Here is a 26,833-nt window from a genome sequence, read left to right as displayed (position 1 = left end):
TTCTTTGCGGGTCAGGGGATGCAGGCGAGGGCAACGCGGTGCACGGCGTTGTTGGCGAAACCTCCGCGATTCCAGCGTTGGCCGATCGGCTGGGCGTCCCCGGCGGCGTCGGTGGCGCGGACCGCCAGCACGTGCCGGCCGGGTGTGGCCGTCCAGTCGAAGGTCCAGCCCCGCCACGCCCACCGGGACCCGCCTTCCGTCAGCGTCGCCGGTTGCCAGGTGCGGCAGTCGTCGGTGCTGACCTCGACCCGGGTGACGGGCGCGTGACCGGACCAGGCGCGGCCGGTCAGGGTCAGCGGCCCGGGCCGCACGATCCGGGCCCGGGACATGAAGTCGGGCATTCCCGGCGGGACCATCAGTGCGCGCACGTTGATCCGGGTGACCGGTTCGCCGGGGTCGTCGGCGTCCTGCCGCTCGCAGTAGGCGAGCATCTGGAACCCGGTGAACGGCGCCTCCGTCAGTTCGATCGCGCGTAACCATTTCACATTCGTCATGCCGTACCAGCCGGGCACGATCAGCCGCAGCGGGTAACCGTGTTGCGGTGGCAGGGGAGCGCCGTTCATTTCGTACGCGAGCAGCACTTCCTCGTTCAGCGCGTCCTCGAGTGAAAGCCCGCGCTGGTAATCCTGTTCGACGCCGCGTTCGGTGCCGTGGTCGGCGCCGGTGAACACGACGGAAGCCGCGCCGCGGGCCATCCCGATCTCGCCGAGCACGCGAGCCAGCGGCACGCCCGTCCATTCGGCGGTGCCCACCGCTTCCACCAGCCACGGCTGGCTGACCGGTCGCGGGCGCAGCCGGGCCCGCCCGTTGCCGGCGCATTCCATGGTGATGCGGACCGTTCGTGACGGCAGTGCGCGAAGGTCGTCGAGAGAGAACTCGCCGGGCGCGGTGACCAGGCCCGTGACGGACAATCGCCATTCGCGCTCGTCGAGCCACGGAATATCGTAGTGAACGAGGGTGTAATGCAAGCCGGGTGGAGTGATGTCATAACGCAGCGCTTCCAGCGGCATGCCGTGATTTCGCGCCGCCAGCGCCAATTCGTCGTATCCGATTTCTTCCGTGTCGACCGGCGTGCGCGCCGGCATGCTCACGTCACGAAGCCGTGTATCCACGCGGACAGTTTGCCCCATAAATGCACGGCCGCGCACGTTCACCGGCCACGGGTGACGTCTCTTGATCGCTTTTGCTGCCAAACTCTGTTGAGGCGCCGAGCCAGGGAGGACTCCATGGTGATTCCGGAAGCGGCGAATTTCCCGCGGTGAGCGAGGAATACGATTACGTCGTGGTCGGTTCGGGCGCGGGCGGCGGCCCGATCGCGGCCCGGCTCGCCGAGGCCGGCTTCGAGGTGCTGCTGCTGGAGGCCGGTGGCCGCGAGACCGGGCCCGACTACGAGGTGCCGGCCTTCCACGCGTTCGCCACCGAGAACGAGGATCTGCGGTGGGATTTCTACGTCCGCCATTGGGCCGACGACGAGCAGCAGCAGCGGGACAGCAAGTATCTCGCGGCCCACGACGGCGTCTGGTATCCGCGCGCCGCTTCGCTCGGCGGGTGCACCGCGCACAACGCGATGATCACCTGGTACCCGCACGACCTCGACTGGGAGGCGATCGCGCGCGCCACCGGCGATCAGTCGTGGCGGGCCATCTGGATGCGGCGCTGGTTCGAGCGGCTGGAACACTGCACCTACCGCCGTCGACCGCTGCTCACGTCGAAAAACCCGGTGCTGGCGGAGGTCCTGGCGCGGCTGCCCCTGCCGAACTGGCTGGCGAACCGCAGCCGTCACGGGTTCGACGGCTGGCTGGGCACCTCGCTGGCCAAGCCCACGGACGCGCTGCGCGACCCGGCACTGGTGCGGCTCCTGCTGAAGGCGGCCGAGGGTGCGCTCGCCGCGATGCTGGACCGTCCGCTCACCGGGTTCGAAACCCTCCGCGGCTGTCCCGATCCCAACGACTGGCGGGTCCGGCGGGACGCCTGCGCCGGGTTGTGGCGGATACCGCTGGCCACCGCGCGCGGCCGCCGCTCGGGCCCGCGTGAACTGGTCGAGAAGGTGGAACGCCTCTACCCGAACAAGCTGACCGTCCGCACCGGTTGCCTGGTCACCCGGGTCCTGTTCGACCGGTTGGGCACGGTCGCCCGCGGCGTGGAGTTCGCGCGGCAGCCGCATGCCTACGGCGCGGACCCCCGTGCCAAGCGCGACGTCTGGCCGCCACCCACCGAGCAGGTCGACGTGCGGGGCGAGGTGATCCTCGCCGGGGGCGCGTTCAACACGCCGCAAGTGCTGATGCTCTCCGGTATCGGGCCGCGCCACGAGCTGCACCGGTGCGGGATCGACGTCCGCCTCGACCTGCCGGGGGTCGGTGCGAACCTGCAGGATCACTACGAGGCCGGGGTGGTCTACGAGTTGAACCGGGATTTCGGCGCGTTCGACGACTGCACGTTCGCCCCGCCGGGCGGCAGCCGCTATGACCGATGCTTCAACGACTGGACCACGGGCCGTGGCGTCTACACCTCCAACGGCGCGGTCGCCGCGCTCACCGCGCGGTCGCGGCCCGAACTGCCGGTGCCGGATCTGTTCCTGTACGGGCTGCCCGCGAACTTCCACGGGTATCACCCCGGCTATGCCGCGGAACTGGAGCGGAACCGGCGGCACTTCACCTGGACCGTGCTGAAGGCGCACACGGCCAACCGGGCGGGGCGGGTCGAACTCGTCAGCAACGATCCCCGGGTGCCGCCGCGGGTTTTTTTCCACTACTTCGAGGAATCCGAGGACGCGACAGGGGAGGACCTTGACGGCATGGTGCGCGGAATCGAGTTGGCCCGCGACATCATGCACCGCGCAAGAACGGTGGTACACAAGGAAATTGTGCCGGGAGCCGCCGTCTCAGGCACCGACGAGTTGCGCCGTTTCGTGCGTGACGAGGCGTGGGGGCATCAGGCATGCGGAACCGCGCGCATGGGTGTCCCGAGCGATCCGGGCGCGGTCGTCGACAGCCGGTTCCGGGTCTTCGGTACCCGGCGCCTGCGCGTTGCCGATGCCTCGGTTTTCCCGCATATTCCCGGGTTTTTCCTCGGCACGGCGGTCTACATGCTCGCTGAGAAGGCCGCGGACCGGATCCTCTACGACGCCCCGCGCTACCTGTGACGCCGGTGCACTGCCCGCAGTTGCCTCTCCGGCGTGTCGCTCAGCTGCGGCGGAACAATGCCTTCAACCGGCTGGGCTGCCCGCCGAGTTTGCCGGGCAGGGGATCGTACGGGACGTGCGGTTCGGTCTGGTACCAGAAGGCGGTCGTGGCGATGTCGGCGTTTTCCAGCGGCAGGTAGCGCCCGCCGGACTGCCAGCCCAGCGCCTGGACGGTCGCCCGCAGGTCCGTTTCGAACCGGATCGGATCGCGTACGTGCCAGCGGTAGGCGCCGAACCGTTGGTGCGGCTGGTAGATCTCCTCCGGCGGCAACACCTGGGGCAGGCCGAGATACGCGGTGGAATAGGGGACATACCGGCCGTTGACGTCGAAGTTCCAGGCGCCGCCGAAATAGTCCTCGGTCCCGGTTCCGCAAATGGTGGGGAACTCCTCGTCGCCGTCGAGGAAGAACTTCAACTCGCCCTCGCCCCACCAGCCGGGCGCGCCCGGCTCGATCGCCAGGTACGTGCCGGCATAGTGGCCCCGGCCGCGCACACCGTCCACAATGGTATGGATTGCCGGGCTGCCCAGCGGTTTCACGCGCCGCCACGTGGCATGCAGATAGGCGGCTTCCTCGGGCAGGTCCCGGCGGGTGAAAGTGATCTGGTAGTACACCGGAACGCCGCGTTTGCTCCGGTTTTCCAGGGTGATGCGTGCGTGCCGGCGAAACGGCATCGGCCAGTAGCTGTTGAGCCCGCCGGCGGGGGCGACCACGATCATTTCCGAGTCGAGGAGAGCGAGCTCGCCCCAGCCGTTGCAGAAGAAGTCACCGAGCGGCACCTCGACCGACGGGTGCTCCTCTGCGTCCCAGTACATCCGGAACACCAGGTCGCGCAGGCTCCCCCGGTCGGTGGTCAGCCAGATGTGCTCGACGATCCCGGGGCCGTCCACGTCGGCGAGGGTCGCGGTGTCGCCGCGCGCGAGGTCGATCGACGGCGACACCTTCCAGCCCCGGCCGAGGTCTCGAGCCGCTCCCGCGCCGGTGCCGCTGGTGGCCGCGCCGCCGCCGCCCTTCGCGCCGGTGAAGTTCTCCGCGCTGACCGACCGCGTGACCCCGTTTTCCAGCCGCCAGATCTCCGCCATGAGCGCTCCCTTGGTCTGGTCCCACCCACGACCATAGGCTGGGTTTGAAAGTGCACGCGATCGGATTCGGGTAGCCAGGCCGTGGCTCCCGCGCGATCCTTGCCTTCCCAGGCCGGCGGCCTGCCTCCCCGAATCCGAGGCCTCCGGCGCGCGTGCCCCTGGTTATCTCGAACGGAAACACGGACTTTGAGAAAGCACTCTGCGACGCGGCGACTCCCGTACTTACGACACAGCCCGGAACGAGACGGCCTGCCCGGGCGCGGCCTGGCCGGCCACCGGCAGATCCCGGGCGAGCACGACGCCGATCACCGGGTAGCCGCCGGTGACCGGGTGATCGGCCAGGAACAGCACGGGTTTCCCGGACGGCGGCACCTGCACCGCGCCGGGCACCATGCCCTCGCTGACCAGTTCGCCGGTGCGGGCACGGGCCAGCGGCGGCCCGTCCAGGCGGACGCCGACCCGGTTGCTGTGCGGGGTGACGACGTATTCCGCCTCGGTGAAGGTCCGCAGGGCGTCCGGGGTGAACCAGTCGGCCCGGGGGCCCAGGCGCACCCGCACGGTGAGCGGCGCGCGTGACGGCGCGGCGACCGGGGCGACGTCGATCGCGGGCAGCGGGCCGGCGATGTCCCGGCCGACGGGCAGCAGGTCTCCGGCGGCGACCGCGGACGGGCCGATCCCGGACAGCAGGTCGGTCGAGCGGGAGCCGAGTTCCGGGGCGACGCCGATCCCGCCGCGGACGGCGAGGTAGCTGCGCAACCCGGCCGACGGCGGGTCCAAGACGATCTCGTCGCCGGGCTCGACGCGCAGGTGCGCGTTCATGCCCTCCGCCCGGCCGTTCCGGCGCAGGGAGCACACCGCTCCGGTGACCGCGATCCACGTCGCCAGGCGAGCCTTCAGCGCCAGCCCGCCGAAGGTGACTTCAAGGCACGCGGCGCCTTCGTGGTTGCCGACGAGCCGGTTCGCCAGCTTCAACGATCTCTCGTCGGCGGCGCCGGACCGGCTGACGCCGAGCGCACCGAGCCCCGGCCTGCCCAGATCCTGCACGGTCGTCAGCGGGCCCGGCCGCAGAACCTCAAGCTTCACCGGCGACCGCCGTGAACCGGACCCGGACCCCCGGCCGCAGCAACGCCGGCACCGTGCGGCCGGTGTCCCAGAGCGCGATGCCGGTGCGGCCGAGCAGCCGCCAGCCGCCGGGGGAGGTGCGCGGGTAGACACCGCTGTAATCGCCCGCGATCGCCACCGACCCGGCCGGCACGCGGGTCCGTGAGGTTTCCAGGCGGGGCAGCCGCAGCCGGGGATCGAGCCCGGTCAGGTAGCCGAAGCCCGGGGCGAAACCGGCGAAGGCGACGGTGTATTCGGCGGCGGTGTGCACGGAGATCACGTCACGGATCGCGAGTCCGGTGCGCTCGGCGACGTCGGCGAGATCCTGCCCGTCGTAGACGACCGGAATGGTGACGAGTTCACCGCCGCGCGTACCGGCGGTGCCCGCCTCGGTGGCCGGCTCGGTGCGCGCGATGCGCTGGACGAGCGCGCCCGGGTCGATGCGGGCGGGGTCGAAGCGGACCAGCAGGGTCTCGGCGGCGGGCACCAGGTCGGTTACGCCGTCCGGTCTCGGATCGGCGAGCGCCGCGTACAGGCCCAGTACGGTCGCGGTGTCGCCGGCCTCGACCAGGAACGCCTGGTCGCCGCAGGGTAGAACGTTCATCCCAGCACTCCTAGTTCGAACCTTGAACCTAAGGATTGTTCAACGATCCGTCAATGCTCTTGTTGGGCCCTTTTGATCGCGAGGCCTTGCCAGGACGGGGCGGCGCCGGGAAGGTAACGATGTCGGAGCGGCCGCTGCCGAGGTCGTCCGCAAAACTGGGAGGAACCATGCGTACTCGACAGATCGGGATAGCCGGCGCGGTGGCGGCACTGGCGCTCGCGGGCAGCGCGCTCGCCGCCCCGGCGGCTCTCGCCGACGTCAGCCCCCACTGCCAGCAGAGCGGCTACTGCCTGTTCTCCGGTGCCGGATTCACCGGCACGCGGGTTACCGTTTCGTCCGACACCGGCTGCCATCCGGTGAGCGATCTCGGCCTTCCCGTGGCGCGGTCCGCCGCGCGCGGTTTCGGTGACGGCGCGGCACTCACGCTGTACTCCGACACCCAGTGCACCACCTCGATCGGCACCGTCTTCACCGAACTGCCGGACATCTCCGCGGCGTCCTACCGGCTGACCCCGCTGCCTGGCTGACCGCCGCCGGTGGGGCGGGGAGCCGGCCGAGGGCCCTCCGGCGGCTCCAAGACTTCACCCAGAAAGTCAGCCCACACTTGATCCGTGACCGTGACCTGGTGGTTGTTCGCCCTCCTCGCGCTCAACGGAGCCTGGGCGACCGATCTGTTCGTGCTCGGTAACGGTCTGACCGAGCTGGCTGCCCCCGGTGGCCTGCTGATGGGCCTCGGCAGGCTCACCGGGCTGTACGGCGCGCTCGCCCTCGTCCTCCAGTTCGTGCTGATCGCGCGGCTGCCGTGGCTCGAGTCCCGCCTCGGGATGGACCGGCTTACCGCCTGGCACCGGTGGAGCGGCTTCTGGGTGGTGTGGCTCGTCGTCGCGCACGTCGTGTTCATCACGCTCGGCTACTCCGCACAGGACGGCACCTCCGTGGTTCCGGAGCTGGACACGCTCGTGTTCCACACGGAGGACGTGGGGAAGGCGACCATCGCCATCAGCCTGCTCATCGCGCTCGGCCTCACCTCGGCCCGCGCGATGCGCCGCCGGATCCGCTACGAGACCTGGCATTTCGTGCACCTGTTCGGCTACGGCGCGATCGTGCTCGCGTTCTTCCACCAGGTCACCACCGGTCAGGACTTCACCGGTTCGCCGGTCGGCCAGGCCTACTGGTGGACGCTCTACGGCGCCGCCCTCACCGCGGTCGCCCTGTCCAGGGTGGGCGTCCCGGTGCTGCGCAACCTGCGGCACCAGTTGCGGGTGGTGTCGGTGGTGCGGGAAAGCCGGGACGTGGTCACGGTGTGGATCGGCGGCCGGCACCTGGAACGCCTGCCCGCGCGCGCCGGGCAGTTCTTCCTCTGGCGGTTCCTCACCCGCGACCGCTGGTGGGAGGCCCACCCGTACTCGCTTTCCGCCATGCCCGACGGGAAGTACCTGCGGATAACCGTGAAGGCGCTCGGGGACGGAAGCGCGTGGTTGCAACGGATCCCGCCGGGCACCCGGGTGCTGGCCGAAGGACCGTACGGTGCCTTCACCTCGGACAAGCGCACCGGCCGCCACGTGTTGCTGATCGCCGGTGGCGTCGGCGTGACACCGATTCGCGCCCTGCTGGAGGAGTTCGCCTGGGCCCGCGACGACATCGTGGTGATCTACCGCGCGAACCGGCGGCAGGACGCCGTGCTGGCCAACGAACTGCACCAGCTGGCCCGCTGGTGCGGGGCGCGCCTGCACGTGGTGCTCGGCCCGCCCACCGCCGTCGGCCGGTACGGGCCCGTCATGGGGCCGCACCACATCGCGGGCATGGTGCCGGATGTGCGGCGCCGTGACGTCTTCGTGTGCGGGCCACCCGGGATGACCAACGCGGTAAAAGGCACCCTCGTCCGGCTCGGCGTCCCCGAAAAACAGCTCCACTCGGAGCGTTTCGCCTTCGCCTCCTGAACGGCTCCGAACAGCTAAGGAGAGACTCGTGCGCAAGACCGTGGTCGTGCTGTTCCTCTTGTTCGCCGGGCTGATCCCGTTGTTGCGGTACCACCCCGGTCCGTCGTCCGTCCAGGCCGCTGCGCCCGTGGCCGCCGCGCCGCCCCAGGTTTCGACCGGCCCCGGCGGTGACAAGACGGTCGACGGTCCCGTGGTGGACAGCGACTACGGGCCGTACCAGGTGCGCGCCACCTTCTCCGGCGGCCGCCTCACCGACGTGCAGATGATCACCACTCCGTCGGACCGGCACAGCCAGCGGATCGCCCAGCGGGCGGCCCCCACCCTGCGCCAGGAGGCCCTGCAAGCACAGAGCGCCCACCTCGACACCGTTTCCGGGGCGACCGCGACCAGCGAGGCCTACGCCCAGTCGCTGCAGGCGGCCATCGACGCGAAGGGCAACTGATGCGACGTGTCGAGCACATCATGGGCTTGCCCGTCTCCCTGCACACCCCGCACGGCGAACCCGGCGACGCGGCTTTCGCCTGGCTGCGCGAGGCGGACCGCAGGTTCAGCCCGTTCCGCCCCGGCAGCGAGGTCTGCGGCGGCGAGGCGAGCCCGGAACTGATCGAGATCCTCGACCTGTGCGCCGAGTTCGAACGCGACTCCGGTGGCGCCTTCCGCGCGCGGCTGCCCGGCCGGCCGCTCGACCCGTGCGGTGTGGTCAAGGGCTGGGCGGTGCAGCGCGCGGCGGAGTTGTTGCGCGCCGAAGGAATCCGCGACTTCTGCCTCAACGCGGGCGGGGACGTGGTCGCGGCGGGTGAACCGGAGCCGGGGCGGCCGTGGTCGGTCGGCATCCGCCACCCCGACCTGCCCCACGAGGTGTGCGCGGTGTTCGCGATCCGGGACCGGGCGGTCGCGACCTCCGGCAGCTACGAGCGGGGCGCGCACATCATCGACGGCCGCACCGGCCGCCCGGCAGGCGAGCTGGTCAGCCTGACGGTGATCGCGGACGACCTGACCATCGCGGACGCGACCTCGACGGCCGCGTTCGCGATGGGCGCCGAAGGCATCGAGTGGGCCGCCGCCCGGCCCGGCTGCACGGTGTTCGCTGTCGATGCCGACCGCAAGGTGTTTTCCACCGCGGGGACAATCACCTTGTGAACGCGCCGCGCGTGCTGGTCGTCGAGGACGACCCACAGCTGCTCGAGATGCTCACTTCCCTGCTGACGGAGGAGGGCTACACCGTCGACCCGGCCGCCGACGGGCAGCGCGGCCTCCACCTGGGCCTCACCCGCGACTACGACGTGCTCGTGCTGGATCGCGGCCTGCCCGCGATCGACGGCCTGGACCTGCTGGCACGCCTGCGGCAACGCGGCGTGGTGACCCCGACGCTGGTGCTGTCCGCGCTGGGCAACCCCGCCGACCGGGTGGCGGGGCTCGACGCGGGCGCGGAGGACTACCTGCCCAAGCCGTTCGACATCGACGAACTGCTGGCCCGGCTGCGCGCCCTGCGCCGGCGGCACCTGGACGTGGCGCGCTCGCTGCCCCTGCCCGGCGGGCGCCTCGACCTGGACACCCGGCAGGTGGTGTGCGACACGGCCGAGCCGGTCCGGCTGTCCGAGCGGGAATGTGCCCTGCTGGCGGCGCTCGCGACCCGGCCGCGGCAGATACTCTCGCGGAGCCAGTTGCTCGGGCTCGTCTTCGACGACGCGGAAAGCGACGTCGTCGTGGACACCTACGTGCACTACCTTCGTCGCAAGCTGGGCCGGAAGATCATCGACACGGTGCGGGGGCGCGGCTACCAGCTGGGCCGGACGCCGTGAGCCGCCCCTCGTCCGGCGACGACCGGCTGATTCGCAGGACCGCGCTGCGGATGGGGATCCAGTCCGCCCTCGTGGTCGCCGTCGCGGTCGCGCTGCTGTGCGGGGTCGCCGTCCTGGTCGTGTTGAGCAGCCAGCACAAGCAGCAGGAGGATCTGCTCACCACGACACTGGCGCGGGTCGACGACGTCAACGACCCACCCGCCGGGATGTGGCTGGTGATGCAGCGCGGTTCGCACCGCGCGGCGACCCCGGGAATGCCGCTCGGGCTCCCGTACGAACCGGATCTGGCGGCCACCGCGACCGACGGGATGACCCGCGTCGCGGAGGAGGTCCGGGCGGGACCGCACGAGTACGCCGTCCTGACCCAATGGCGGGACGACTACGTCGTGCAGGCGATCCTGGATCTGCGCTCCGCGCACCAGGAACGCGACCGGCTGCTGCGGGACCTGATGATCACCAGCCTCGGCGGCCTGGTGCTGGCCGGCGTCGTCGGGGTGTGGCTGGGCCGCCGGGCGGTCACCCCGCTCGCCGAGGCGCTGGCCATCCAGCGCCGGTTCGTCGCCGACGCCGGCCACGAACTGCGGACCCCGCTTACCCTGCTGAGCACCCGCGCGCAGCTGTTGCGCCGGCGCGCCCGCCAAGGCGGTGACCCCGTCGCGCTCTCCTCCGACGCCGACGACCTGGTACAGGACGCCGCGCAGCTGACCGAAATCCTGGAAGACCTGCTGCTGGCGGCCGACCCACGGCAGGAGGTGCCGCGCCAGCCGGTGGATCTGGCCGAACTGGTGCGCCAGGCGGTCGCCGCCGCCGAACCCGCCGCGGCCGAACACGGCGTAGCGCTGGTGGTCGACAGCGAGCCGATCCAGGTCTCCGGCTACGAGGCCGGCCTGCGCCGCGCGGTGAACGCCTTGCTGGACAACGGGATCCGGCACGCGCGCGCGACCCTGCGGGTGGTCGTCGGGCCGCTCGGCCGTCAGGCCAGGGTGGACTTCGTCGACGACGGGCCCGGCCTCGACCCGGCGATCATGCCGACCATGTTCCGGCGGTTCGCGTCCGGTCCGGCCGAGCAGGCGCCCGGGCAGCGCCGGCGCTACGGGCTGGGCCTGTCCCTGGTCAGCGACATCGCCGCCCGCCATGGCGGCTCCGTCTCGGCCCGCAACGCGGACGGTGGGGGCGCGATCCTGCGCCTGCTCCTGCCGCGTTGAGTCACCGTGGCCCAAGACGCCTTGGGCTCCTCGTCGAGCGCCGGGACCGGTTCGGAGCGGCCGAGGACATGGCCGCGGGAGTCGAGGGCCTCGACGGCGGCGAAGGCCTTGGGCGCCGGCGGGTCAGTAGTCGTCGCGACCGGTGAACATTTCTTCGAGGTCCTCGGCCGTCAGGCCGACCAGTTCCAGCGGGTCGACGAACTCGTTGATGTCGAGGTTGATCAGCGGCAGGGAGTGCCGGAGCACCAGGTAGGGCCCCATGATGACGGCCCCGCCGACGACGGTGGTGCTGCCGATCTCCGCCAGCACTTTCGCCAGGTCGACCTGGTCGACCCGGGCGAACGGCGAGGCGATCTGGACCCACTCCTCCCGGCCGTCGAGGACTTCCCGGGCGATGACCACCGTCTGGGTTCGGTGGATGCCTTCCTCGTCGCCGAACCGGATCTCGATTCGGATTTCGTCCGGTTCATCCCGGGTCACTTCGTACTCTCGCCTGATGAAGGTCACGAGATTGCGCCAAGTCGCCATCGAGTGATCCAAGCACAGGAATGGAGTGCGCGCGTGCGGAATGGACGAAGTCATGTTTCAAGAGCCGCGGCGAACTGACCGGTTTCCGATACCGTCGGCAAAGGACCGGAGCACGCTACCTCGAAGATGGACTTGGGGCTGGGCTATCTCCGGGCGCCCCATGCGCCGTTGTCGGCGCGAGCATTCATGGCCGGTGACGGCGCGGGCGAAGTGACGACGTCCGCGGGCGGCGGTTCGGGGAAGCGGTCGCGGTAGCCGGCGAGGGCCTCGTCGACGGCCGCGGGATCGTCCTCAATGGACCGCATGACCTCGGCGGCCAGTTGCGGCAGCCGGGATTGCGCCCGGCGCAGGGTGGCCAGCACGGTGGCCGCGACCTGCCGGCCGGGCTGGGGCGCGCCGCGGTCTTCGATGCGCAGGCCGGTCAGCAGGCCGCTCGCGTCCACGGTCACCGTGACCGCCCCGTCGGGCGAGGACTCGGTCACCGCGACCGTGGCCAGGCCGGCCCGCATTTCCTGGTAGCGCCTGGCCTTTTCCGCGACATCGTCGGCGTGACGCAGCAGTTCGGCGTTCTTTTCGGCGAAGGGATCGGTCATGCTTGCTCCTCCGTGAGTTTGCGCGCGACCGCGATCGTGTCGACGGGGCGCTCCATCCGGAATCGAGTCACTTCCTCGAGGACGGCGCCCCGCCGCCTCGACAGCGGGACAAAGGCGCGCGCTCGGTGGTCACCGTGATTGCCGCGACTTGGCACGAGGGGTGTCATCACGAATCAGTCCTTTTGCGGGTCAGGTGTTGCTGGTTTGGTCACGTTCTTCGCGCAGGCGCCTGGCCCGGTCCGTACGGGCGGGCCGCAGCCGCAGACAGGTCTGGTCGAGCGCGGTGGCCAGGGCATCCACGCTCGCGGGCACGACGGTGACGCGGTCCCGGCCGTCCAGGGCGTGGAAGATCAGGTTGCCGTGCCGGGTCTGGGCGTAGTCGACGGGATGCTCGCAGCGGCGGCGGTGTCCGGCCCGGTCCCGCACGGCGACGAAGAACTGGGCGCGCGTGCCCAGCGGTGGTGAGATCAGCTCGGCCAGGCGCGGCGCGGTGCGGGGGAGGGTCACCGGCGCCGCCGGCGCACCGGCTTCGAGCGGCAACTCGCGGCACAGTGCCCCGGCCAGGCCCTGCGGGCCGGCGGGCATCAGGTGCACGAAACCGCCGGACAACTTGGCGAACAGCGACTCGCGGCCGTCGGAGGCGGCCACGAAACCGATCGTGTCCCCGCCGGGCGGGACGAGCCATCCGTAGTATTCCGTCGCGGGTGCGGCGAGCACTTTCAGCGCACGTCCCACCCGCTCGTCCGCCACGCCGCCGTAGCCGATGCCGTGCCGCACCAGTTCCAGGGCGGCGGCCCGTTCCACCTCCGCCCGCTGCCGGCCGGTCGCGCCGGGCGAGGGAACGAACAGGGCGGGCGGCAGGTCGCCGAGCCCCTGCTTCTCCCACAGCACCACGAACGTCAGTTCCGGGAGCGCAATCGGGAAGACTTCGGCCGCGTTAGTCATCGTCGTCGGAGTAGCCGTCCGGCCCGCATTCGATGACCGAGGGAACGTGCGGGGGGAGGTTGCCGATCAGCTCGTTCTCCCAGTCCTGCGTGACCAGTCCGCGGCCCCGGTGTTCCTCGTCGTCGCGGCCCCGGCCCTGGCCGCCCAGGCCGGGCATCCCGGGCGATCCGGCGGTGGTGCGGCCCGCCGCACCCCCGGCCGCGCCACGGGCGGCGCCCGGTCCCGAACCCGTCCCGCCGGCCGCGCCGAGCCGGCCCGATGCCGACCCGGCGCCCGGCGCCGCAGAGCCCCATGCGCCGGATCCTTGCCCCGGTGAGATGCTCGCGAAACCGCCGGAACCGCCACTCGGGGAGCCGAGCCCCGGACCGGAGCCGCCCGGGCCGCCCAGCGGCGAACCCGCCTCCGACACGGGAATCGGCCGTGGCGGCTCGAAGCCGCTCGAGCTGGTGGTCTGGTCCGGTGTGGACGGCCGGCCGGGAATGGGGCCGGTCTGGCCCGGCACGGTTGGCGGCTCGGGCGGCGGATGCGGCGTGGGTGCGGGTTGCTGCCCGGTGGGCGGTTGCTGGTCGTCGGGCGGTTGCTTTGGCGGTTGCTTGTCGTGCGGCGGCTGGTTCTGTCGCTGCTGGTCGTTCTGTTGTTGCTGATCGTTCTGTTGTTGCTGATCGTTCTGCTGTTGGTTGTTCTGGTCCGTCTTGGTGGAGTCCGCGCCGTCCTGCGGCAGCGTCGACGCGTGGTGGGTGGTCTGGCCCTGGTAGGCGCCGTAGGCGTCCTGGTTGTTGTGCGTGCCGATCTGGTAGGCGGCCACCGCCGCGTCGGCCGTGTAGTTGTCCAGGGCGAGCGGGTTGACGAACTGGTTCATCCCCGGCCCCTTGGGTGGCTGGGCCGCCACGCTGATCACCCGGTTCTTCGTGTCGGCGAAGGAGGTGATCTGGTCGGTCAACGCCCTGTTCGCGGTGCTCGCGTGGTGAGTCAGCTTGTCGGCGGCCTTCAGCGCCGGTTCGAAGGAGGTGATCGCCGACTCGGCGGCCGGGCCGTGCCAGCCGTCGGAGATCTCGCGGCGGGCCGCCTTGAGCTGTTCGGTGTAGTCCGGGTAGGCCGCGGCCAGGGCGGCGAGGTTCGTGCTCGCGGTGCTGTAAGACCCGGTGCCCGGTCCATTGTGGAACCACGCGTAGATCTGCGCGGGATCGGTGCCGGCCGGGCGGGAGCCGTCGGCGAAGATGATGCCCTGCGCGGTCTGCACGGCCGTGGTGAGCGCTTCGTTGATCCATTCGGACGAGGTCACCGGTACCCCCCGAGTTGCGCCGCGGCGGACTGGTCGGTCTTCGTGTACTGCTGTTTGACCAGCTGGAGCCGTTCGATCTGTGCCTCGACGGCCTGGGCGAAGGCGTGGTGCTGATCGGCCAGCCGGCTCATCGACGAGGTCAGCTTGCCGTGGAATGCCAAGGTGTCGGGCGCGTCGCCCGGGCGCGTCACATGCCCCAGTTGGCCAACGCGCTGCGCGTCGCGGGTGACCTGCTCGAGAAGCTTGTTCAGCCGCGCGATGGCCCGGTCGACGGGCGCCGGATCGAACTGGAACTGCTCGGCCATGGACCAACAATGGGCCGTGATGCTCCAAACTCGGTATAAACGCAGGTCAACGAGCGTCGATCGCGGCGAGCAGGTCGCGTACGGATTCCGCGTGCGGGTCGGCGATCTCCTCATACGCCCGTAGCGCCTCGGTGAACCGGGCGCGCGCCCGCTCCGTTTCGCCTGCCTGCGCGTGGGTTTCACCGAGCAGCCGCAACACGACCGCCTGCCGCTTGCGGTCCCCGATGGCGCGGTGCAGCTCGAGGGCACGTCCGAGATAGTCCAGCGCCTCCCGGGTGCGACCGAGGTTTCGGTGGGCGTTGCCGGCGTCGATCAGGGCGATCGCCTGCCCCCATGGTTCGTCGTGGCGCTGGAAGATCTCCAGCGCCCGTTCCAGGTGCGGGACCGCTTCCGCGTACCGCTTCTGCCCGAGGAAACCCGCGCCGACCCCGGTGAGCGCGAATCCCTCGCCGTGGTGGTCGCCCAGGGCGTGGAAGATTTCGACCGCCCGCTCGCAGTAGCCGTTCGCCTCGGCGAACCGGCGCTGGGCGCGGTGGCAGATGCCCAGGGCGATGAAGGCCGCGCCGAGCCCGCGGGAGAGCCCGTCGGCCTCCCACAACTCGACGGCGTCGGCCAGGTGCTGGATCGCCTGGTCCGGATGCCGCAGCGCCCACGGCAGAAAGCCCATGCTGGTCAGCACCCATGCCTGGCCCCGCTTGTCGCCCACCTCCCGGGCGGCCCGCAGGCCGAGCCGGTGCAGCTCCGGCAGGTCCGGTGCCCACGGTCTTCGCAGGTAGTAGAAATCCCACGCGGCCAAGGGCACCTGCCACGCCAGGAAGGGCAGTTCGTCGACGGTTTCCCGGATCAGCGTGGCCAGGTTGGTCTCCTCCAGGTCGAACCAGGAAAGCGCTTCCTCCTTGGTAGGTAAGGGAAGTGGCGTGCCGCCGGGTGGCGGGGCCAGCTCCGGGCGGATCCGGCTGGGCAGCAGCACGCGCCCGGCGGCGTGCACCGTGTGCAGGTACCATTCGGCAACCCGCCGGCGCGCGGCGAGGCGGTCGGCGCCGGGGTCTTGCGCGAGCGTGAGTTCCCGGGCATGTAACCGGATCAGGTCGTGGAAACGGATCCGGTCCAGCGCCGCGTATTCCACCAGGTGCGCCCCGGCGAGCGCGTCCAGCAGGCGCCGCGCCGCGGGCACCGGCAGCCCGCCAAGGGCAGCGGCCGCGGACTCGCTGATTTCCCCGCCGGGATGCAGGGACAGCAGGCGGAACAGCCGCGCTTCCTCGGTGCCGAGCGCGCGGTACGACAGCGCGAACGCCGACCGGACCGCGGTCGTTTCGTCGCCGGGAACGCAGAGCAGGTCGAGGCGTTCACGCTCGGCGGCGAGCCGGCCGGCGAGACCGGACAGCGGCGCCCCGGGCACCATGCCCGCGCGGTCCGCGGCGATCCGCAACGCGAGCGGCAGGCCGTTGCACAGCCGCGCGATCTCAGTGGTGGCGCGTGGCTCGGCCCGGACCCGTTCCGCGCCCACCACGTGCGCGAGCACCTCGGCCGATTCCGCCTCGCCCAGCACATCCAGGGTGAGCCGGCGGGCGCCCTCCCTGGTCACCAGGCCGCCGAGCCGGTGCCGGCTGGTCACCACGACCAGGCAGCGGGGTTCGCCGGGCAGCAGGGGGCGCACCTGCTCCGCGCTCGCCGCGTTGTCCAGCAGGATCAGCACCTGCCGGCCGGACAGCTGGCTGCGCAGCAGACCGGCCAGGTCGGGCAGGCCGGGTGGCATGGCGCGGGGGTCGACGCCGAGCCCGCGCAGCAGCGACCGCAGTGCTTCTTCGGGGGCGATCGGCGGCTGGGCGGGGTCGAAGCCGCGCAGGTTCACCGACAGCTGCCCGTCGGCGAATTCGGCGGCGATCCGGTGCGCGAACCGGACCGCCAGGGCGGTCTTGCCCACCCCGCCCACACCCTCGATCACGACGATGTTGGTGTCCCGGGTCAGCTCGCGCAGGCGCGCCAGTTCCGCCTTCCGGCCGGCGAACCCCGCGATGTCGTGCGGGAGCTCCGCCGGAACCGGGCCGCGCCGGGACGCCGCGCCGGGGTCCAGCTCCGGGTCCGCGGCCAGGATCCTGCGGTGCAGCAGCTGGAGTTCGCGGCCGGGTTCCACGCCGAGCTCCTCGACCAGGTACTCCCGCGCCGCGAGGAACGTGGCGAGCGCGTCGGCCTGCCGCCCGCACCGGTAGAGCGCCAGCATCAGCAGGCCGCGCAGGCGTTCCCGCGCCGGGTGCTCGGCCACCGCCGCGGACAGCTCGGGCACCAGTTCCGCGTCACGGCCCAGCGCGAGCTCGGCCTCGAACCGGTCCTCCAACACCGTCTGGTACTGCTCGGCGAGGCGGCCGGCTTCGATTTCCAGCTCGGGCACGCGCAGGTCCGTCAGTGCCGGCCCACGCCACATTTCCAGCGCACACCGCAGTTTCGCCGCGGCGGCCGCCGGATCGGTGCCCAGCAACTGGTGGCCCTGGACGGCCAGGGAGGTGAACACCGCCAGGTCCAGTTCGCCCGGGTCCGGCGCGATCAGGTACCCGCCTGCTCGCGCGACGATCCGCGGGTCGCCGTCGGCCTGAGCCAGTGCGCGGCGCAGGGACCAGACGTAGGTCTGGAGGTTCTTGGCGGCCGAGGACGGCGCGCGCTCCGGCCACATCGCGGTGATCAGCCGTTCCACGGGCACCACGGTGCCGGCATGCGCCAGCAGCAGTGCCAGGGCCGCCCGCGGCTTGGGGCCACCGAGCTCGACCGGACCGCCGGCCGAGATCACCTCCAGCGGCCCCAGAATCCGGAATTCCACCGGGTACTCCCACCGTGTACCAGAGGGGCTATGACCCCCACTCGGACGCGGTTTCATCCTCCTCGGCTCCCGGTTTCCGGCCCAAGTGCACCTTGGTGGAACTTTTTTTCAGCCGACCGCCTCGAACCGGTCGGTGTCGCCGGCTCCACGGCGCAGGATTTCGGGCTCGTCGCTGGAAAAGTCGACCACGGTGGTCGGGTCGGTGCCGCACTCGCCGTCGATCACCGCGTCCACGGCGTGATCCAGCTCCTCCTTGATCTCCCAGCCCTGGGTGAGCGGCTCCTCCTCGCCGGGCAGCAGCAGGGTGGTCGACAGCAGCGGTTCGCCGAGCTCGTCCAGCAGGGCGCGGGTGACCACATGGTCGGGAATGCGCACGCCAACGGTCTTCTTCTTCGGGTGCAGCAGGCGCCGCGGCACCTCCTTGGTGGCCGGCAGGATGAACGTGTAACTGCCCGGCGTCGCCGCCTTGATCGCGCGGAACACCGTGTTGCCGAGGTAGGCGAACTGCCCCAGCTGCGCGAAATCCCGGCACATCAGGGTGAAGTGGTGCCGGTCGTCGAGCCGCCGGATCGACCGCATTCGCGCGATGCCGCCGGCGTTGTCGAGCCCGCACCCCAGCGCGAAGCAGGAGTCGGTGGGGTAGGCGATCAGGCCACCACCCCGGATGACCTCGACGACCTGGCCGATCGCGCGGCGCTGCGGGTTGTCCGGATGCACGTCGAAATACTTCGCCATGGGACGAATGTAGCGGCTGCAGTACGCATCGGCCGAACTCGCAACGCGGCCTGACCCTCAGAACTGCAGCCGCGGGTCGTCGTAGTTCTTGAACTCGAGGACGTTGTTGGACGGATCGGCGAGGAAGATCGTGCGGTGTTGCTCCGCGGTGCCCTCGAACCGCACCGACGGCCCGGACAGCGTGCGGAGCTTGCGCGTCTCGACCAGCCGCACCAGGCGGTCGAAGTCGTCCGCCCGCGCGAAGCTCACCCCGAAATGGCGGGGATAGGCCACCGCCTCGTCCGGCACCTCGTCGCAGAGGTGGCAGACGAGTTGGTCGCCGAAGAAGTCGAAGGTGACCCGGTCGCCGTATCGGCGGGCAAGCTTCGCGCCGAGCCCGAACACGTAGAACTCGACGGCTTCGTCGAGATCCCGCGCGGGGATCGCGATGTGGCAGGCGTCAAGCTGGTCACGCATTCACGGTTCTCCTTGCCGGGCTGGGCTTTGTGTGGACAGGAACAGCCCGGCGCCGGGCCCGGCCGCTCAGCGCGAGGCTGGCCGGGGTGCGCCGGACGACGGCCGTGACCAGTCCGGAGACCAGGTAGATCGCCGGCAGCGCCACGGCCACCAGGAAGAGCAGGACCAGCGCGGTCGGTGCGGCCTGCGCGGCGTCGACGAGGCCGGTCGCGCCGGCGCCGAGCAGCGCGCCCTGCAGGACGAGGGGATGGATCAGGTAGATCCCGAACGAAGCGTCCGAAGTGGACACGATCGGCCGGTGTGCGGGCCGGCCGCGGTCCTGCCAGCGCAGGCCGAGCGCGAGGAACGCCCAGGCGATCGCGACGCTTTCCACCGCCACGGCCGGCTGCCACACCATGCTGGCCGCCAGCGGCGTCTGGCCGGCAAGGAACACCTGAGCCAGGTAGCCGCCGACGCCGAGGGCGATCGCACCCGCGCACCCCGCGAACACCACCCGGGCATGTGCCCGGGTCCACGCGATCAGTTCCTCCCGGTGCCAGCCCGCGATCGCGCCGGCCAGGACGTAGCCGAGGTAGCTGGGCAACAGCGCGTCCGGGAAGTGCAGCCACCCGGTGAGCACCCCGGCCGGCCAGTCCTGTTGCACGGCCAGGGAGAACAGCAACTGGAAGGCGGCGCCGCCGGCCAGCAGCCACCCGTGGTACCGCACCGTCGCCCGCAGCAGCGCGCGGATCAGCGGGAAAACCAGGTAGATCTGCATCGAGACGAGCAGGAAGTACAGGTGGTAGCGGGCGGTGCCGGTGAGCAGCTGCTGGCCGAGAACGTCCACTTTGAACGGAGGACCGTCGGCGAAGAAGTACAGCAGGGTCCAGGTCAGGTACGGCACGACCACGAACAGGTAGCGCTTGCGCCAGAACGACGGCCAGTGCGGTTTGCGCCGGCTCGTGCCGTAGGTCAGGACGAACGCGGTGAGCAGGAAGAACACCTCGCGGCTGACGTGGAAGACGATGATCAGCGCGCCGAGGCCGACGGTCGGCGGGACCGGCGCGAGGGCCAGCACGTGCAGCCCGATGACCAGCCCGACCGTCAACACGCGGACCAGGTCGACGTAGTGCAGGTGCTCGCCGGTGTGCGAGATCCCGGCCCGGGCGCTCACAGCGCTTCCGCCAGCACCCGGCGCAGGATCTTGCCGGTGGGGCCGACGGGCAGGGCGTCGGTCACCTCGATCACGGACGGCCGCTTGTAGCGGGTGAGCCGGTCGGCGCACCAGGCGCGCAGCGACTCCGTCAGCCCGTCGGCGGCGCCGCCCCGCGCGGTCACGAAGGCGGCCGGCACCTGCCCGAGCCGGTCGTGCGGTGCGCCGACCACCGCGACCGCCGCCACGTCCGGGTGCGCGAGCAGCACGTTTTCGATCTCCTGCGGGTAGATCTTCTCGCCGCCCCGGTTGATCACGTCGTCCACGCGCCCGGCCAGGCACAGGAAGCCTCCGTCGTCGAGGGAACCGACGTCGCCCGTGCGCAGCCAGCCCGAAGCGGTGCGTGCCGGGCGAGTGCGTTCCGGCCCGTTCTCGTCGAGCTCCAGGTAGTGGCTGACGACTTGGTCGCCGCGGAGCAGCACCTCGCCGTCCTCGGCGATTTCGAGGTCGACCTCGACGGGCCGGCCGACCGACCCGACGCGGCGCCGCGCGGGATCGAGCGGGTTGGCGGTGATTTGCCCGGCCGCCTCGGACATGCCGTACGTCTCGAGGACGCCGATGCCGGTCCGCTCGGTGAAGCGCAGCGACGTGGTGGGCGGCAACGGCGCCGACGCGGACCGCGCGAACCGGATGCCGGGCACCTCCGGTGCGGGCCGGCCGGCGAGGGAGGCGAGGATCGCCGGGACCGCGTTGAGCCAGGTGGGCCGCCACTCGGCGACGCGCGCCCAGTACTCGTCCGCGTCGAAACGCCGGTCGATGACCAGGGAGGCGCCGCTGACCACGGTGGCCAGCAGGCCCATCACCTGGGCGTTGACGTGGAACAGCGGCAGCGGCGTGTAGCCGGTTTCGGCCGGGGAGAACTCGTGGTGGCGGGCCACCCGGCCGGCCGCATGCAGCAGTTGCGCTTCGGACAGCGGGATGCCTTTCGGGCGGCCCGTGGTCCCGGAACTGGTGAGCAGTACCGCCGGCCGCAGCGCGGCACCATCGCTCGGCCGCGCGGCGGTGGACCACAATTGTTTCGGGTCGTCGAGTCCGACCTGCCACGCGGACAGCTCGCTCCGCGCGTTCTCGGGATCGTCGGTCGCGACCACGTCGACGCGAAGCCTCGCCAGCATCGCGGACAGTTCGGTGGGGGCCAGGCGCGGGTCGATCGGCGCGGCGGTCAGGCCGGCGGACACGCAGCCCAGGTACGCGGCGGTGAACTCGAGCGGTCCGCCGATCACCAGGCCCACCCGGGACTGCGGCGCGATCTCGCCGGTGTGGACCAGTCGCCGCCAGTGCCCGGCCTGCGCGGCCACCGCCCGCCAGGTGAGTGCGCGGCCGTCCGTGGCGTCGCGGAACGCGACTGTTTCCGGGCGCTCATCCGCCCGCGTGGACAGCAACCGGGACAATGGCGACTTCACGGGCAAACGGTTGTTTTCCAACACTGCACCGAGTCTGCTGAGCTTTTATGGGAACGTGCTGGCAGCTTTATGAAAGCGACCTGAGAGAACGATGAAAACCCCAATCATCACCCTGTCGTGTTTTGCCGGGCGCGCAAGGCAGACTTGTCCCCATGTCGAGGTGTTCAGTGGGGCGGATCGGGTTGCTGATGTTGTTGCCCCTTTTTGCGGTCGTGGCGTGTTCCGGCGCCGGGTCCGCGCCGGCTCACCCGGTTCCGCCACCCTCTCGGGCAACCCTGTCCGCGGGAGGAAGCGTGGAGCGCACCGTGACCCTCGGCGGAATGCCGCGCACCTACCTTGCGATCGGTCCGTCCCATGATGCCGGATTGCCGCTGCTGGTGGTATTGCACGGAAGGGAAGTCACCGCGTCGCAGGAATCCAAGCGAACAGGATTCCTGACCTACGCGCAGCGCGGCATGGCCGACCTCGTCTATCCACAAGGGACGGCCAATTCGTGGAACGACGGGCACGGCTGCTGTGGCAAGGCGAGCGCCACGGGCGTGGACGACCTCGGCTTCGTGGCCAAGGTCGTCGCCGATGCGTCCCAGTTCTTCCACAGCGACCCGAAACGGGTGTACCTGGTGGGGTACAGCAACGGTGGCCGGCTGGCGTTCGAGGAGGTGTGCGGGCATCCCGCGCTGTTCGCCGCGTTCGCCACCTACGGTGCGCTGCCGCCCACCGAATGTCCGGGCGGGCCGCCCGTGCGCGTGTTCATCGGCGCGGGGGCGAACGACTCGATCATGCACAGCGAGGGCTCGGTCACGAACGCCGTCGCGTGGTGGCGCAGTCGTGACGGTTGCGGCCCGGACGCCACGACGACCCATGCCGGACCGCTCACGATGACCACGTGGACGCGGTGCCGCGGCGGTTCGGCGGTCGCTTCCGCGCTTTACGCCGGCATCGGGCACCCCTGGCCCGTGGCGAAACCGAGCCAGGCGCCGTTCACCGTTTCCGTCGGCGCAGGCGCGGCGGCCGCCACGGTGATGTGGAACTTCTTCACCGCGCACGCGGCCTGACGCGAACCTCTACTGTGTGTCGAACAGGGCGCTGACCGACTCGCCGTTGTGGATCCGCCGCATGGCCTCCGCCAGGGCGGGAGCGATCGACAGCACGGTCAGCTTCGGGTGCTGGTCGTGCACCGGGACCGTGTTGGTGCAGACGATCTCCGCGACGTCGGGCTGGTCGCCGATGCGCTTGAGCGCGCCGGCGGCGAACAGGCCGTGCGTGCAGGCGACCCGAACCGACCGCGCGCCCAGCTCTCGCAGGCGTTCCAGCAGTTCGATCACGGTGCTGCCCTTGGCGATCTCGTCGTCGAGCACGATCACGTCGCGGCCGGCGACCTCGCCGATCACCGAGCTGATGGTGACCCGGTCGTCGGTGAAGCGTTCCTTGGCCCCGGCCGCCACGGGCACCCCGAGCAGCCGGGCGAAATGCGCGGCCTCCTTCGCGTTGCCCAGATCCGGCGAGACGACCGTCGTGGCGGTCAGGTCGTACTGCCGGAAGTACTCGGCGAGTTCCCGCAGCGCGTGCAGGTGGTCCACCGGGACGCTGAAGAACCCGTGCACCTGCGGCGAGTGCAGGGTCATCGTGAGGACCCGGTCGGCGCCTGCCGTCGCCATCAGGTCGGCGACCAGGCGCCCGCCGATCGAGATCCGCGGCGCGTCCTTCTTGTCCGACCGCGCATACGCGTAATGGGGCAGCACCACCGTGGTCCGCGCCGCCGACGCGCCCCGCGCGGCGTCCAGCATGAGCAGCAACTCGACGAGATGTTCCTGCACGGGCGCCACGATCGGCTGGATCAGGAACACGTCGCGCTCCCGGCAGTTCGCCTGCAACTGCACCTCCAGGCAGTCGTTGGCGAATCGCTCCAGGCGTACCGGGTGCAATTCGACCCCGAGCTGTTCGCAGATTTCGGCCGCCAGTTCCGGGTGCGCCTGCCCGCTGAAGACTGTGATGTCCCGCACGCCTCGAACCCTATCGCAGCCGTGCGAATGCCAGCCGGGCCACCACGTTAGGCCATTTGGCCGCATTTCCCGCATACTTCGGCGACGGCCGTTGCTCAGCGCTATCCGGGTGCGTCACACAGTTGTGAATGGGATGGACAGCCTCCGGCATGCGATCGAGACGATACCGATTCCCGGTGCCCCGCCCCGCCTTTCCCAGCAGGGCGCGGCAGTCGGCCTCGCGCTGCTCGACACGTCGTTGCGGCTCAACCACGTGCGCCGGCTGACCGAACGGCTCACCGTGGTCGAACACGGCACCGCCCGCCGTACCACCGAGATCGACGTCAGTCTCCGGCTGCTCGACGAGGGCCAGCGGCAGGCCACCGCGGCGCTGCAAGACCTCATCGGCCGCGAGCACGGCGAGCGTGCCGGCGCCCGTGGGACGCACCAGCTGTGGGTGCCGCTGGCCCGGCTGCCCCGCCGCTACGTCACGCCGGTGGACGTGTTCGACAGCGGCGGCCGCAAGCTTCCGCGGCTCACCCAGCACGAGGCGTCCCGGCTGATCGCGTCTGGCCTGTACCGGTTGCTGCGCGGCATCCTCGCCGGTGACGAGCACGCCCAGTCGGCGAAGAACGAGCTGAACACGTTCCTGTTCCGGGTGCACGAGCCGCGCTGGCTGGTCCAGCAGGCGCTGATGACGTTGCTGACCGAGCGGAATCAGCCGGCGGAGAACTTCTCGCTCCCGCCCGCGGAAGGCACCGTTTCCGGTTACGGCAGCCAGTGCCGCGCCATGGCGCTGAACATTCTCGACACCCATGCGGAGCTGCTGGCCGAATACGCGCAACTGCTCGATATCGCCGTCAACGACTACCTGCTGGTGGTGCTGCTCGACGCGGCGGTCGACGAGCACCTGCTCACCTACGAGACGCCGCTGTACGTTGAGGCGAAGGCGCCGCCCTTGAAGGAGCAGTGGCAGCGGCTGCTGGCCGGCCGCCGCGGTTACTTCGTCAGCTACGAGACCACGATCCCGGCCACGGTCAAGTCCTATCACCTGGTGGCCAGCACTTCGCCGGAAGCCGGGGTGTCCCACATGTACCTGTCCACCGACGCCGACCGGGAGCTGGTGGACTCCCTCGTCGCGGACTTGGGGGCGCTCGCCGAACGCACCGGGGCCGCCCAGTCTCGGGACAGTGGCGGCGCATGGCACAAGATCCTGGAACTGCAGGCGCAAACCACGGTGCGAAAGCTGGCCGACCTGCTGCGCCGCCGGAAGTGGGAGGCCGGCCGGTCCGGTCGCCGGCTGCCGGAGCGGGCGATGCCCGCCTGCCATCGCCTGGCCGCCGCCGTGACGACGGGCGAGGCGGTGCGGACGGAGACCAACGTCGACAACTCGCTGCTGCGGCATCCGCAGTTCGACGCCGCCAACCTCCGCGAAGCGGCGAAGGAACTGACCGACCTCCAGTTCGCCCACGACCTGGTGCTGGACAACAGCATCACCGACAACGAGGGCCGCGCACACTGGCGACACTCCGGCGGCAGCCACCGGGGTGGCGAGCAGATCCGGGTACGCGCCGGGCTGGTGCTCAAGGACTCCACGCAGTCCAGGCCGTTCAGCGTGATGCTCTACGCGCTGGCGGTCGGCGCGGTCTCCTTCGCGCTCGGCTGGCTGCTGGCCGGCAGCCCCTGGCCCTACGGCCGGGCGGCCACCGAGGCGCTCGGCGACGTCGGCGACGGCCAGTCGGTGATCACCATGTTGCTGCTGGTGCCGGGCTTCCTCTACTCGCGCCTGTCGTTGCCGCCGCACCGCACCGTGGTCGGCTACCTCGCCACCCTGCCCCGCACGCTGGGCCAGCTGAGCGTCGTGGCCGCTGCGGCGCTGGCCGCCACCATCGCCACGAAGAGCCCGGGCGAGGTGGTGCAGGTGTCCCTGACCCTCGCGGTCGGGCTCCCGGTGCTGGCGGCGCTACTGTTGCTGGGACAGCGCTCGTGGCACCCGTCCGCCGTCCCCCTGTCCCGAATCGGGCTGCCGCGCTGGGCCGTGGCCGATGGCGCGGAACGCTGGCGCCCGGTGGATGCGAACGTCCGATTCGACTCGTCCGGGAGTGGTGATGTCGCTCAACCCGCGCCCCTCGATCCGCACCCTCGCCGATCTGGCCAGGGCCGGCTTCGAAATCGCCCGCCAGCCGGTGACCAAAGTGGACTTTGAGGTCCACCACGTGCGGGACCGCCCCGGCTACCTCCGCGACCTCGCCGGTGGCGGCGAGGAGACCATGGCTTTCCTCGAGACGCTGTGCTCATCGGCGGCCGGGGTCGGGGTCGCGATCGGCACGCGCACCCGCAAGCGGGCCGACGACGCGGAGGCCGTCGGGCCCCACGACGGGCAGCAGCGGGCCGAGCCGCCGCAACCCGGCGCCGACGGCTGGATCTTCGGGCAGACGGCGTGGCCCAACCCGACGTTCATCTACGAGTCGGCGGAGACGTTCGAGGGGCTGGTCGCGATCGACCCGGCCGCGCGCGAGGTGGGGGAGTGGCATGGCCTGGCCGTCCGCGACGTGGTGAAGGAGATCGCCGAGGCCGCGGTCGCCGTGGCCGGGGCGCCGCTGGTTTCCGTGCAGTGCCCGGCGCAGCTGCCCACGATCGTCAAGACTCGCAACCACGACCTGTCCACGCGCAAGGAGACCCCGTCGTCGCCGCGGTCGCTGGCGGTGCGGTTCGCGATCGCCCTGCGGGACGTTTCCGCAACGATGCGGTTCGAGCTCGGCGACCGGATCCGTGAGCTGTGCGAGAAACAGGGCTTCGGGTTGTGGATCGCCGACACCCGCCCCGGCCACCGGCCGGGAAACTGGTTCGAGGTCTGCCCGGCCGACGACGCGCGTTCCCCGCTCTACAACGGCGATCTCCGGCCCCGTCAGCGGGTCGGCACCTGCCTGCCGATCACCTGCGCCGGGCCGGCACGCGCCGGGTCGACGCTGGCCATCGTGTCGTTCCTGCAACGCTATCCCCGGGTCGGCGTGATCGGCTGCGCCGAGACTTCGCTTTCCGACGTGGCCTTCATCCACCTGCTGCTGTCGGTACCCGGGGTGGGCACGGAGCGGCTGAACCGGATCCTCGGCAAGCTCCTTCACGAGCAGGGCGCGCCGGCGCGACCACGCCGACTGCTCCAGGAACTGTTCAGCCGCCTGGGCCTGCGGCCGGAGGAGGCCGGGCCGCAGGCCCAGCCGGGGGCGTCCGATCCGGCCGGCGACTACCAGACCTTCGCCGGGCCGGCCTTCGCCCCCCGGCCGGGCGCCGGGCCGGAGTCCCTCGCGGTGTGGGTTTCCTGGGAGGTGGCGCGCCGGGACGACGGGCTGGCCGCGCCGCTGCGGTGCCTGTACCAGGCGCTGGGGGACGTGGTGCCGGAGGTGCCGGACTCCCCGGGCGTGCCGCTGAGCGAGGTGGCGGGGGTCGACTACCTGATCTGCCGGGCGACCGAGCAGTCCGTGGTACGTGGGAAGGCGAAGCTCGCCGTGCCCAAGGCGGTGCTCCGGCGGTTTTCCGGCCCCGGCGCGGAAGCCCCGGCGGCCAAGTTGTGCGCCGCGCTCGAAGACGCGTGGCGAGCGCGCGTCGAGAAGTCCGGTGTGGACGGTGTGAGCGAGGTGACCGTCGCCTGGCGCGAGTTCTGGTTGGGCCACTGGGCCTACCGGTGA

General features: G+C 71.1%; 25 protein-coding genes. 10 read left to right on the top strand and 15 right to left on the bottom strand.

Translation table 11 applies throughout. The features are described 5' to 3' along the window. Positions 1-11: 11 nt before the first annotated feature. Complete coding sequence (locus tag A3CU_RS0101780; RefSeq protein WP_245616843.1) at positions 12-1,154, bottom strand: sulfite oxidase; 1,143 nt, start codon at positions 1,152-1,154, stop codon at positions 12-14. A gap of 104 nt (positions 1,155-1,258) precedes the next feature. On the opposite strand from A3CU_RS0101780, the gene A3CU_RS0101775 reads away from it, so the two are divergent. Next, the gene (locus tag A3CU_RS0101775) at positions 1,259-3,142 is read left to right on the top strand and encodes a GMC family oxidoreductase (RefSeq protein WP_027940806.1); all 1,884 of its coding nucleotides are present in this window, start codon (positions 1,259-1,261) and stop codon (positions 3,140-3,142) included. A gap of 40 nt (positions 3,143-3,182) precedes the next feature. Here the strand turns inward: A3CU_RS0101775 and A3CU_RS43095 are convergent, their stop codons facing one another. From A3CU_RS43095 to A3CU_RS53835, 3 genes are all read right to left on the bottom strand, one after another. Then, complete coding sequence (locus A3CU_RS43095) at positions 3,183-4,262, bottom strand: glycoside hydrolase family 172 protein (RefSeq protein WP_052371363.1); 1,080 nt, start codon at positions 4,260-4,262, stop codon at positions 3,183-3,185. A gap of 222 nt (positions 4,263-4,484) precedes the next feature. Continuing rightward, positions 4,485-5,345 carry a 5-oxoprolinase subunit C family protein gene (locus tag A3CU_RS0101765; protein WP_027940805.1) on the bottom strand — a complete coding sequence of 287 codons (861 nt, stop codon included), beginning with the start codon at positions 5,343-5,345 and terminating at the stop codon, positions 4,485-4,487. Next, positions 5,335-5,967 (bottom strand): 5-oxoprolinase subunit B family protein, encoded by a 633-nt coding sequence (locus tag A3CU_RS53835; protein WP_027940804.1) that lies wholly within the window; start codon positions 5,965-5,967, stop codon positions 5,335-5,337. Before A3CU_RS53835 ends, A3CU_RS0101765 begins: the two co-directional genes overlap by 11 nt. 167 nt (positions 5,968-6,134) lie before the next feature. Between A3CU_RS53835 and A3CU_RS49595 the strand changes: the two genes are divergently transcribed. The 6 genes from A3CU_RS49595 to A3CU_RS43080 all read left to right on the top strand — a co-directional run bounded on the left by A3CU_RS49595 (position 6,135) and on the right by A3CU_RS43080 (position 10,914). Then, entirely contained in the window at positions 6,135-6,494 is a 360-nt protein-coding gene (locus A3CU_RS49595) for a peptidase inhibitor family I36 protein (RefSeq protein ID WP_027940803.1), read from the top strand. Positions 6,495-6,578: 84 nt separating this feature from the next. Then, positions 6,579-7,907, top strand: coding sequence for a ferredoxin reductase family protein (locus A3CU_RS43085; RefSeq protein ID WP_211246307.1), 1,329 nt, complete (start codon positions 6,579-6,581; stop codon positions 7,905-7,907). Positions 7,908-7,935: 28 nt separating this feature from the next. Then, the gene (locus tag A3CU_RS0101745) at positions 7,936-8,349 is read left to right on the top strand and encodes an FMN-binding protein (RefSeq protein ID WP_027940802.1); all 414 of its coding nucleotides are present in this window, start codon (positions 7,936-7,938) and stop codon (positions 8,347-8,349) included. Next, entirely contained in the window at positions 8,349-9,047 is a 699-nt protein-coding gene (locus A3CU_RS0101740; protein ID WP_027940801.1) for an FAD:protein FMN transferase, read from the top strand. Before A3CU_RS0101745 ends, A3CU_RS0101740 begins: the two co-directional genes overlap by 1 nt. Continuing rightward, positions 9,044-9,709, top strand: a complete 666-nt coding sequence (locus tag A3CU_RS0101735; RefSeq protein WP_027940800.1) for a response regulator transcription factor — start codon at positions 9,044-9,046, stop codon at positions 9,707-9,709. The genes A3CU_RS0101740 and A3CU_RS0101735 overlap by 4 nt, the downstream gene beginning before the upstream one ends. Beyond that, positions 9,706-10,914 carry a sensor histidine kinase gene (locus A3CU_RS43080; protein WP_052371362.1) on the top strand — a complete coding sequence of 403 codons (1,209 nt, stop codon included), beginning with the start codon at positions 9,706-9,708 and terminating at the stop codon, positions 10,912-10,914. Before A3CU_RS0101735 ends, A3CU_RS43080 begins: the two co-directional genes overlap by 4 nt. Positions 10,915-11,037: 123 nt before the next feature. Here A3CU_RS43080 and A3CU_RS0101725 read toward each other — a convergent pair whose 3' ends face one another. The 10 genes from A3CU_RS0101725 to A3CU_RS43060 form a co-directional block, all read right to left on the bottom strand. After that, positions 11,038-11,442 carry a hypothetical protein gene (locus A3CU_RS0101725; RefSeq protein WP_027940799.1) on the bottom strand — a complete coding sequence of 135 codons (405 nt, stop codon included), beginning with the start codon at positions 11,440-11,442 and terminating at the stop codon, positions 11,038-11,040. 143 nt (positions 11,443-11,585) lie between these two features. After that, positions 11,586-12,035 (bottom strand): YbaB/EbfC family nucleoid-associated protein, encoded by a 450-nt coding sequence (locus tag A3CU_RS43075; protein ID WP_052371361.1) that lies wholly within the window; start codon positions 12,033-12,035, stop codon positions 11,586-11,588. Positions 12,036-12,224: 189 nt separating this feature from the next. Continuing rightward, positions 12,225-12,980, bottom strand: coding sequence for an ESX secretion-associated protein EspG (locus tag A3CU_RS0101710; protein ID WP_027940798.1), 756 nt, complete (start codon positions 12,978-12,980; stop codon positions 12,225-12,227). After that, positions 12,973-14,262: a hypothetical protein gene (locus A3CU_RS52120; RefSeq protein ID WP_027940797.1), complete on the bottom strand. Its 1,290-nt coding sequence runs from the start codon at positions 14,260-14,262 to the stop codon at positions 12,973-12,975. The genes A3CU_RS0101710 and A3CU_RS52120 overlap by 8 nt, the downstream gene beginning before the upstream one ends. Beyond that, the gene (locus A3CU_RS0101700; RefSeq protein ID WP_027940796.1) at positions 14,259-14,567 is read right to left on the bottom strand and encodes a hypothetical protein; all 309 of its coding nucleotides are present in this window, start codon (positions 14,565-14,567) and stop codon (positions 14,259-14,261) included. The genes A3CU_RS52120 and A3CU_RS0101700 overlap by 4 nt, the downstream gene beginning before the upstream one ends. Positions 14,568-14,613: 46 nt before the next feature. After that, positions 14,614-17,379, bottom strand: coding sequence for an AfsR/SARP family transcriptional regulator (locus A3CU_RS43065; RefSeq protein WP_043840470.1), 2,766 nt, complete (start codon positions 17,377-17,379; stop codon positions 14,614-14,616). 108 nt (positions 17,380-17,487) lie between these two features. Then, positions 17,488-18,114 (bottom strand): L-threonylcarbamoyladenylate synthase, encoded by a 627-nt coding sequence (locus A3CU_RS0101690; protein ID WP_027940795.1) that lies wholly within the window; start codon positions 18,112-18,114, stop codon positions 17,488-17,490. Between the two features lie 57 nt (positions 18,115-18,171). Continuing rightward, positions 18,172-18,570: a VOC family protein gene (locus A3CU_RS0101685; protein WP_027940794.1), complete on the bottom strand. Its 399-nt coding sequence runs from the start codon at positions 18,568-18,570 to the stop codon at positions 18,172-18,174. Continuing rightward, a complete protein-coding gene (locus A3CU_RS0101680; RefSeq protein ID WP_027940793.1) occupies positions 18,563-19,723 on the bottom strand; it encodes an acyltransferase in 1,161 nt (386 codons plus the stop codon). The genes A3CU_RS0101685 and A3CU_RS0101680 overlap by 8 nt, the downstream gene beginning before the upstream one ends. Further along, a complete protein-coding gene (locus A3CU_RS43060; protein ID WP_169739577.1) occupies positions 19,720-21,165 on the bottom strand; it encodes a class I adenylate-forming enzyme family protein in 1,446 nt (481 codons plus the stop codon). The genes A3CU_RS0101680 and A3CU_RS43060 overlap by 4 nt, the downstream gene beginning before the upstream one ends. Positions 21,166-21,458: 293 nt before the next feature. Here A3CU_RS43060 and A3CU_RS0101670 point away from each other — a divergent pair, with 293 nt between their 5' ends. Beyond that, positions 21,459-22,220, top strand: a complete 762-nt coding sequence (locus A3CU_RS0101670) for a CE1 family esterase (RefSeq protein WP_027940792.1) — start codon at positions 21,459-21,461, stop codon at positions 22,218-22,220. 9 nt (positions 22,221-22,229) lie between these two features. Here A3CU_RS0101670 and A3CU_RS0101665 read toward each other — a convergent pair whose 3' ends face one another. Next, complete coding sequence (locus tag A3CU_RS0101665; protein ID WP_027940791.1) at positions 22,230-23,168, bottom strand: ribose-phosphate diphosphokinase; 939 nt, start codon at positions 23,166-23,168, stop codon at positions 22,230-22,232. A gap of 133 nt (positions 23,169-23,301) precedes the next feature. On the opposite strand from A3CU_RS0101665, the gene A3CU_RS43055 reads away from it, so the two are divergent. Next, positions 23,302-25,353: a hypothetical protein gene (locus A3CU_RS43055; RefSeq protein WP_245616842.1), complete on the top strand. Its 2,052-nt coding sequence runs from the start codon at positions 23,302-23,304 to the stop codon at positions 25,351-25,353. After that, positions 25,256-26,833: a hypothetical protein gene (locus A3CU_RS0101655; protein ID WP_027940790.1), complete on the top strand. Its 1,578-nt coding sequence runs from the start codon at positions 25,256-25,258 to the stop codon at positions 26,831-26,833. The genes A3CU_RS43055 and A3CU_RS0101655 overlap by 98 nt, the downstream gene beginning before the upstream one ends.

The organism is Amycolatopsis taiwanensis DSM 45107 (assembly GCF_000519205.1).
In the GTDB taxonomy this organism is placed as follows: Bacteria; Actinomycetota; Actinomycetes; order Mycobacteriales; family Pseudonocardiaceae; genus Amycolatopsis_E; species Amycolatopsis_E taiwanensis.
The sequence above is the reverse complement of the archived record's forward strand: the minus strand, read 5'-3'. Positions and strand labels throughout refer to the sequence as shown.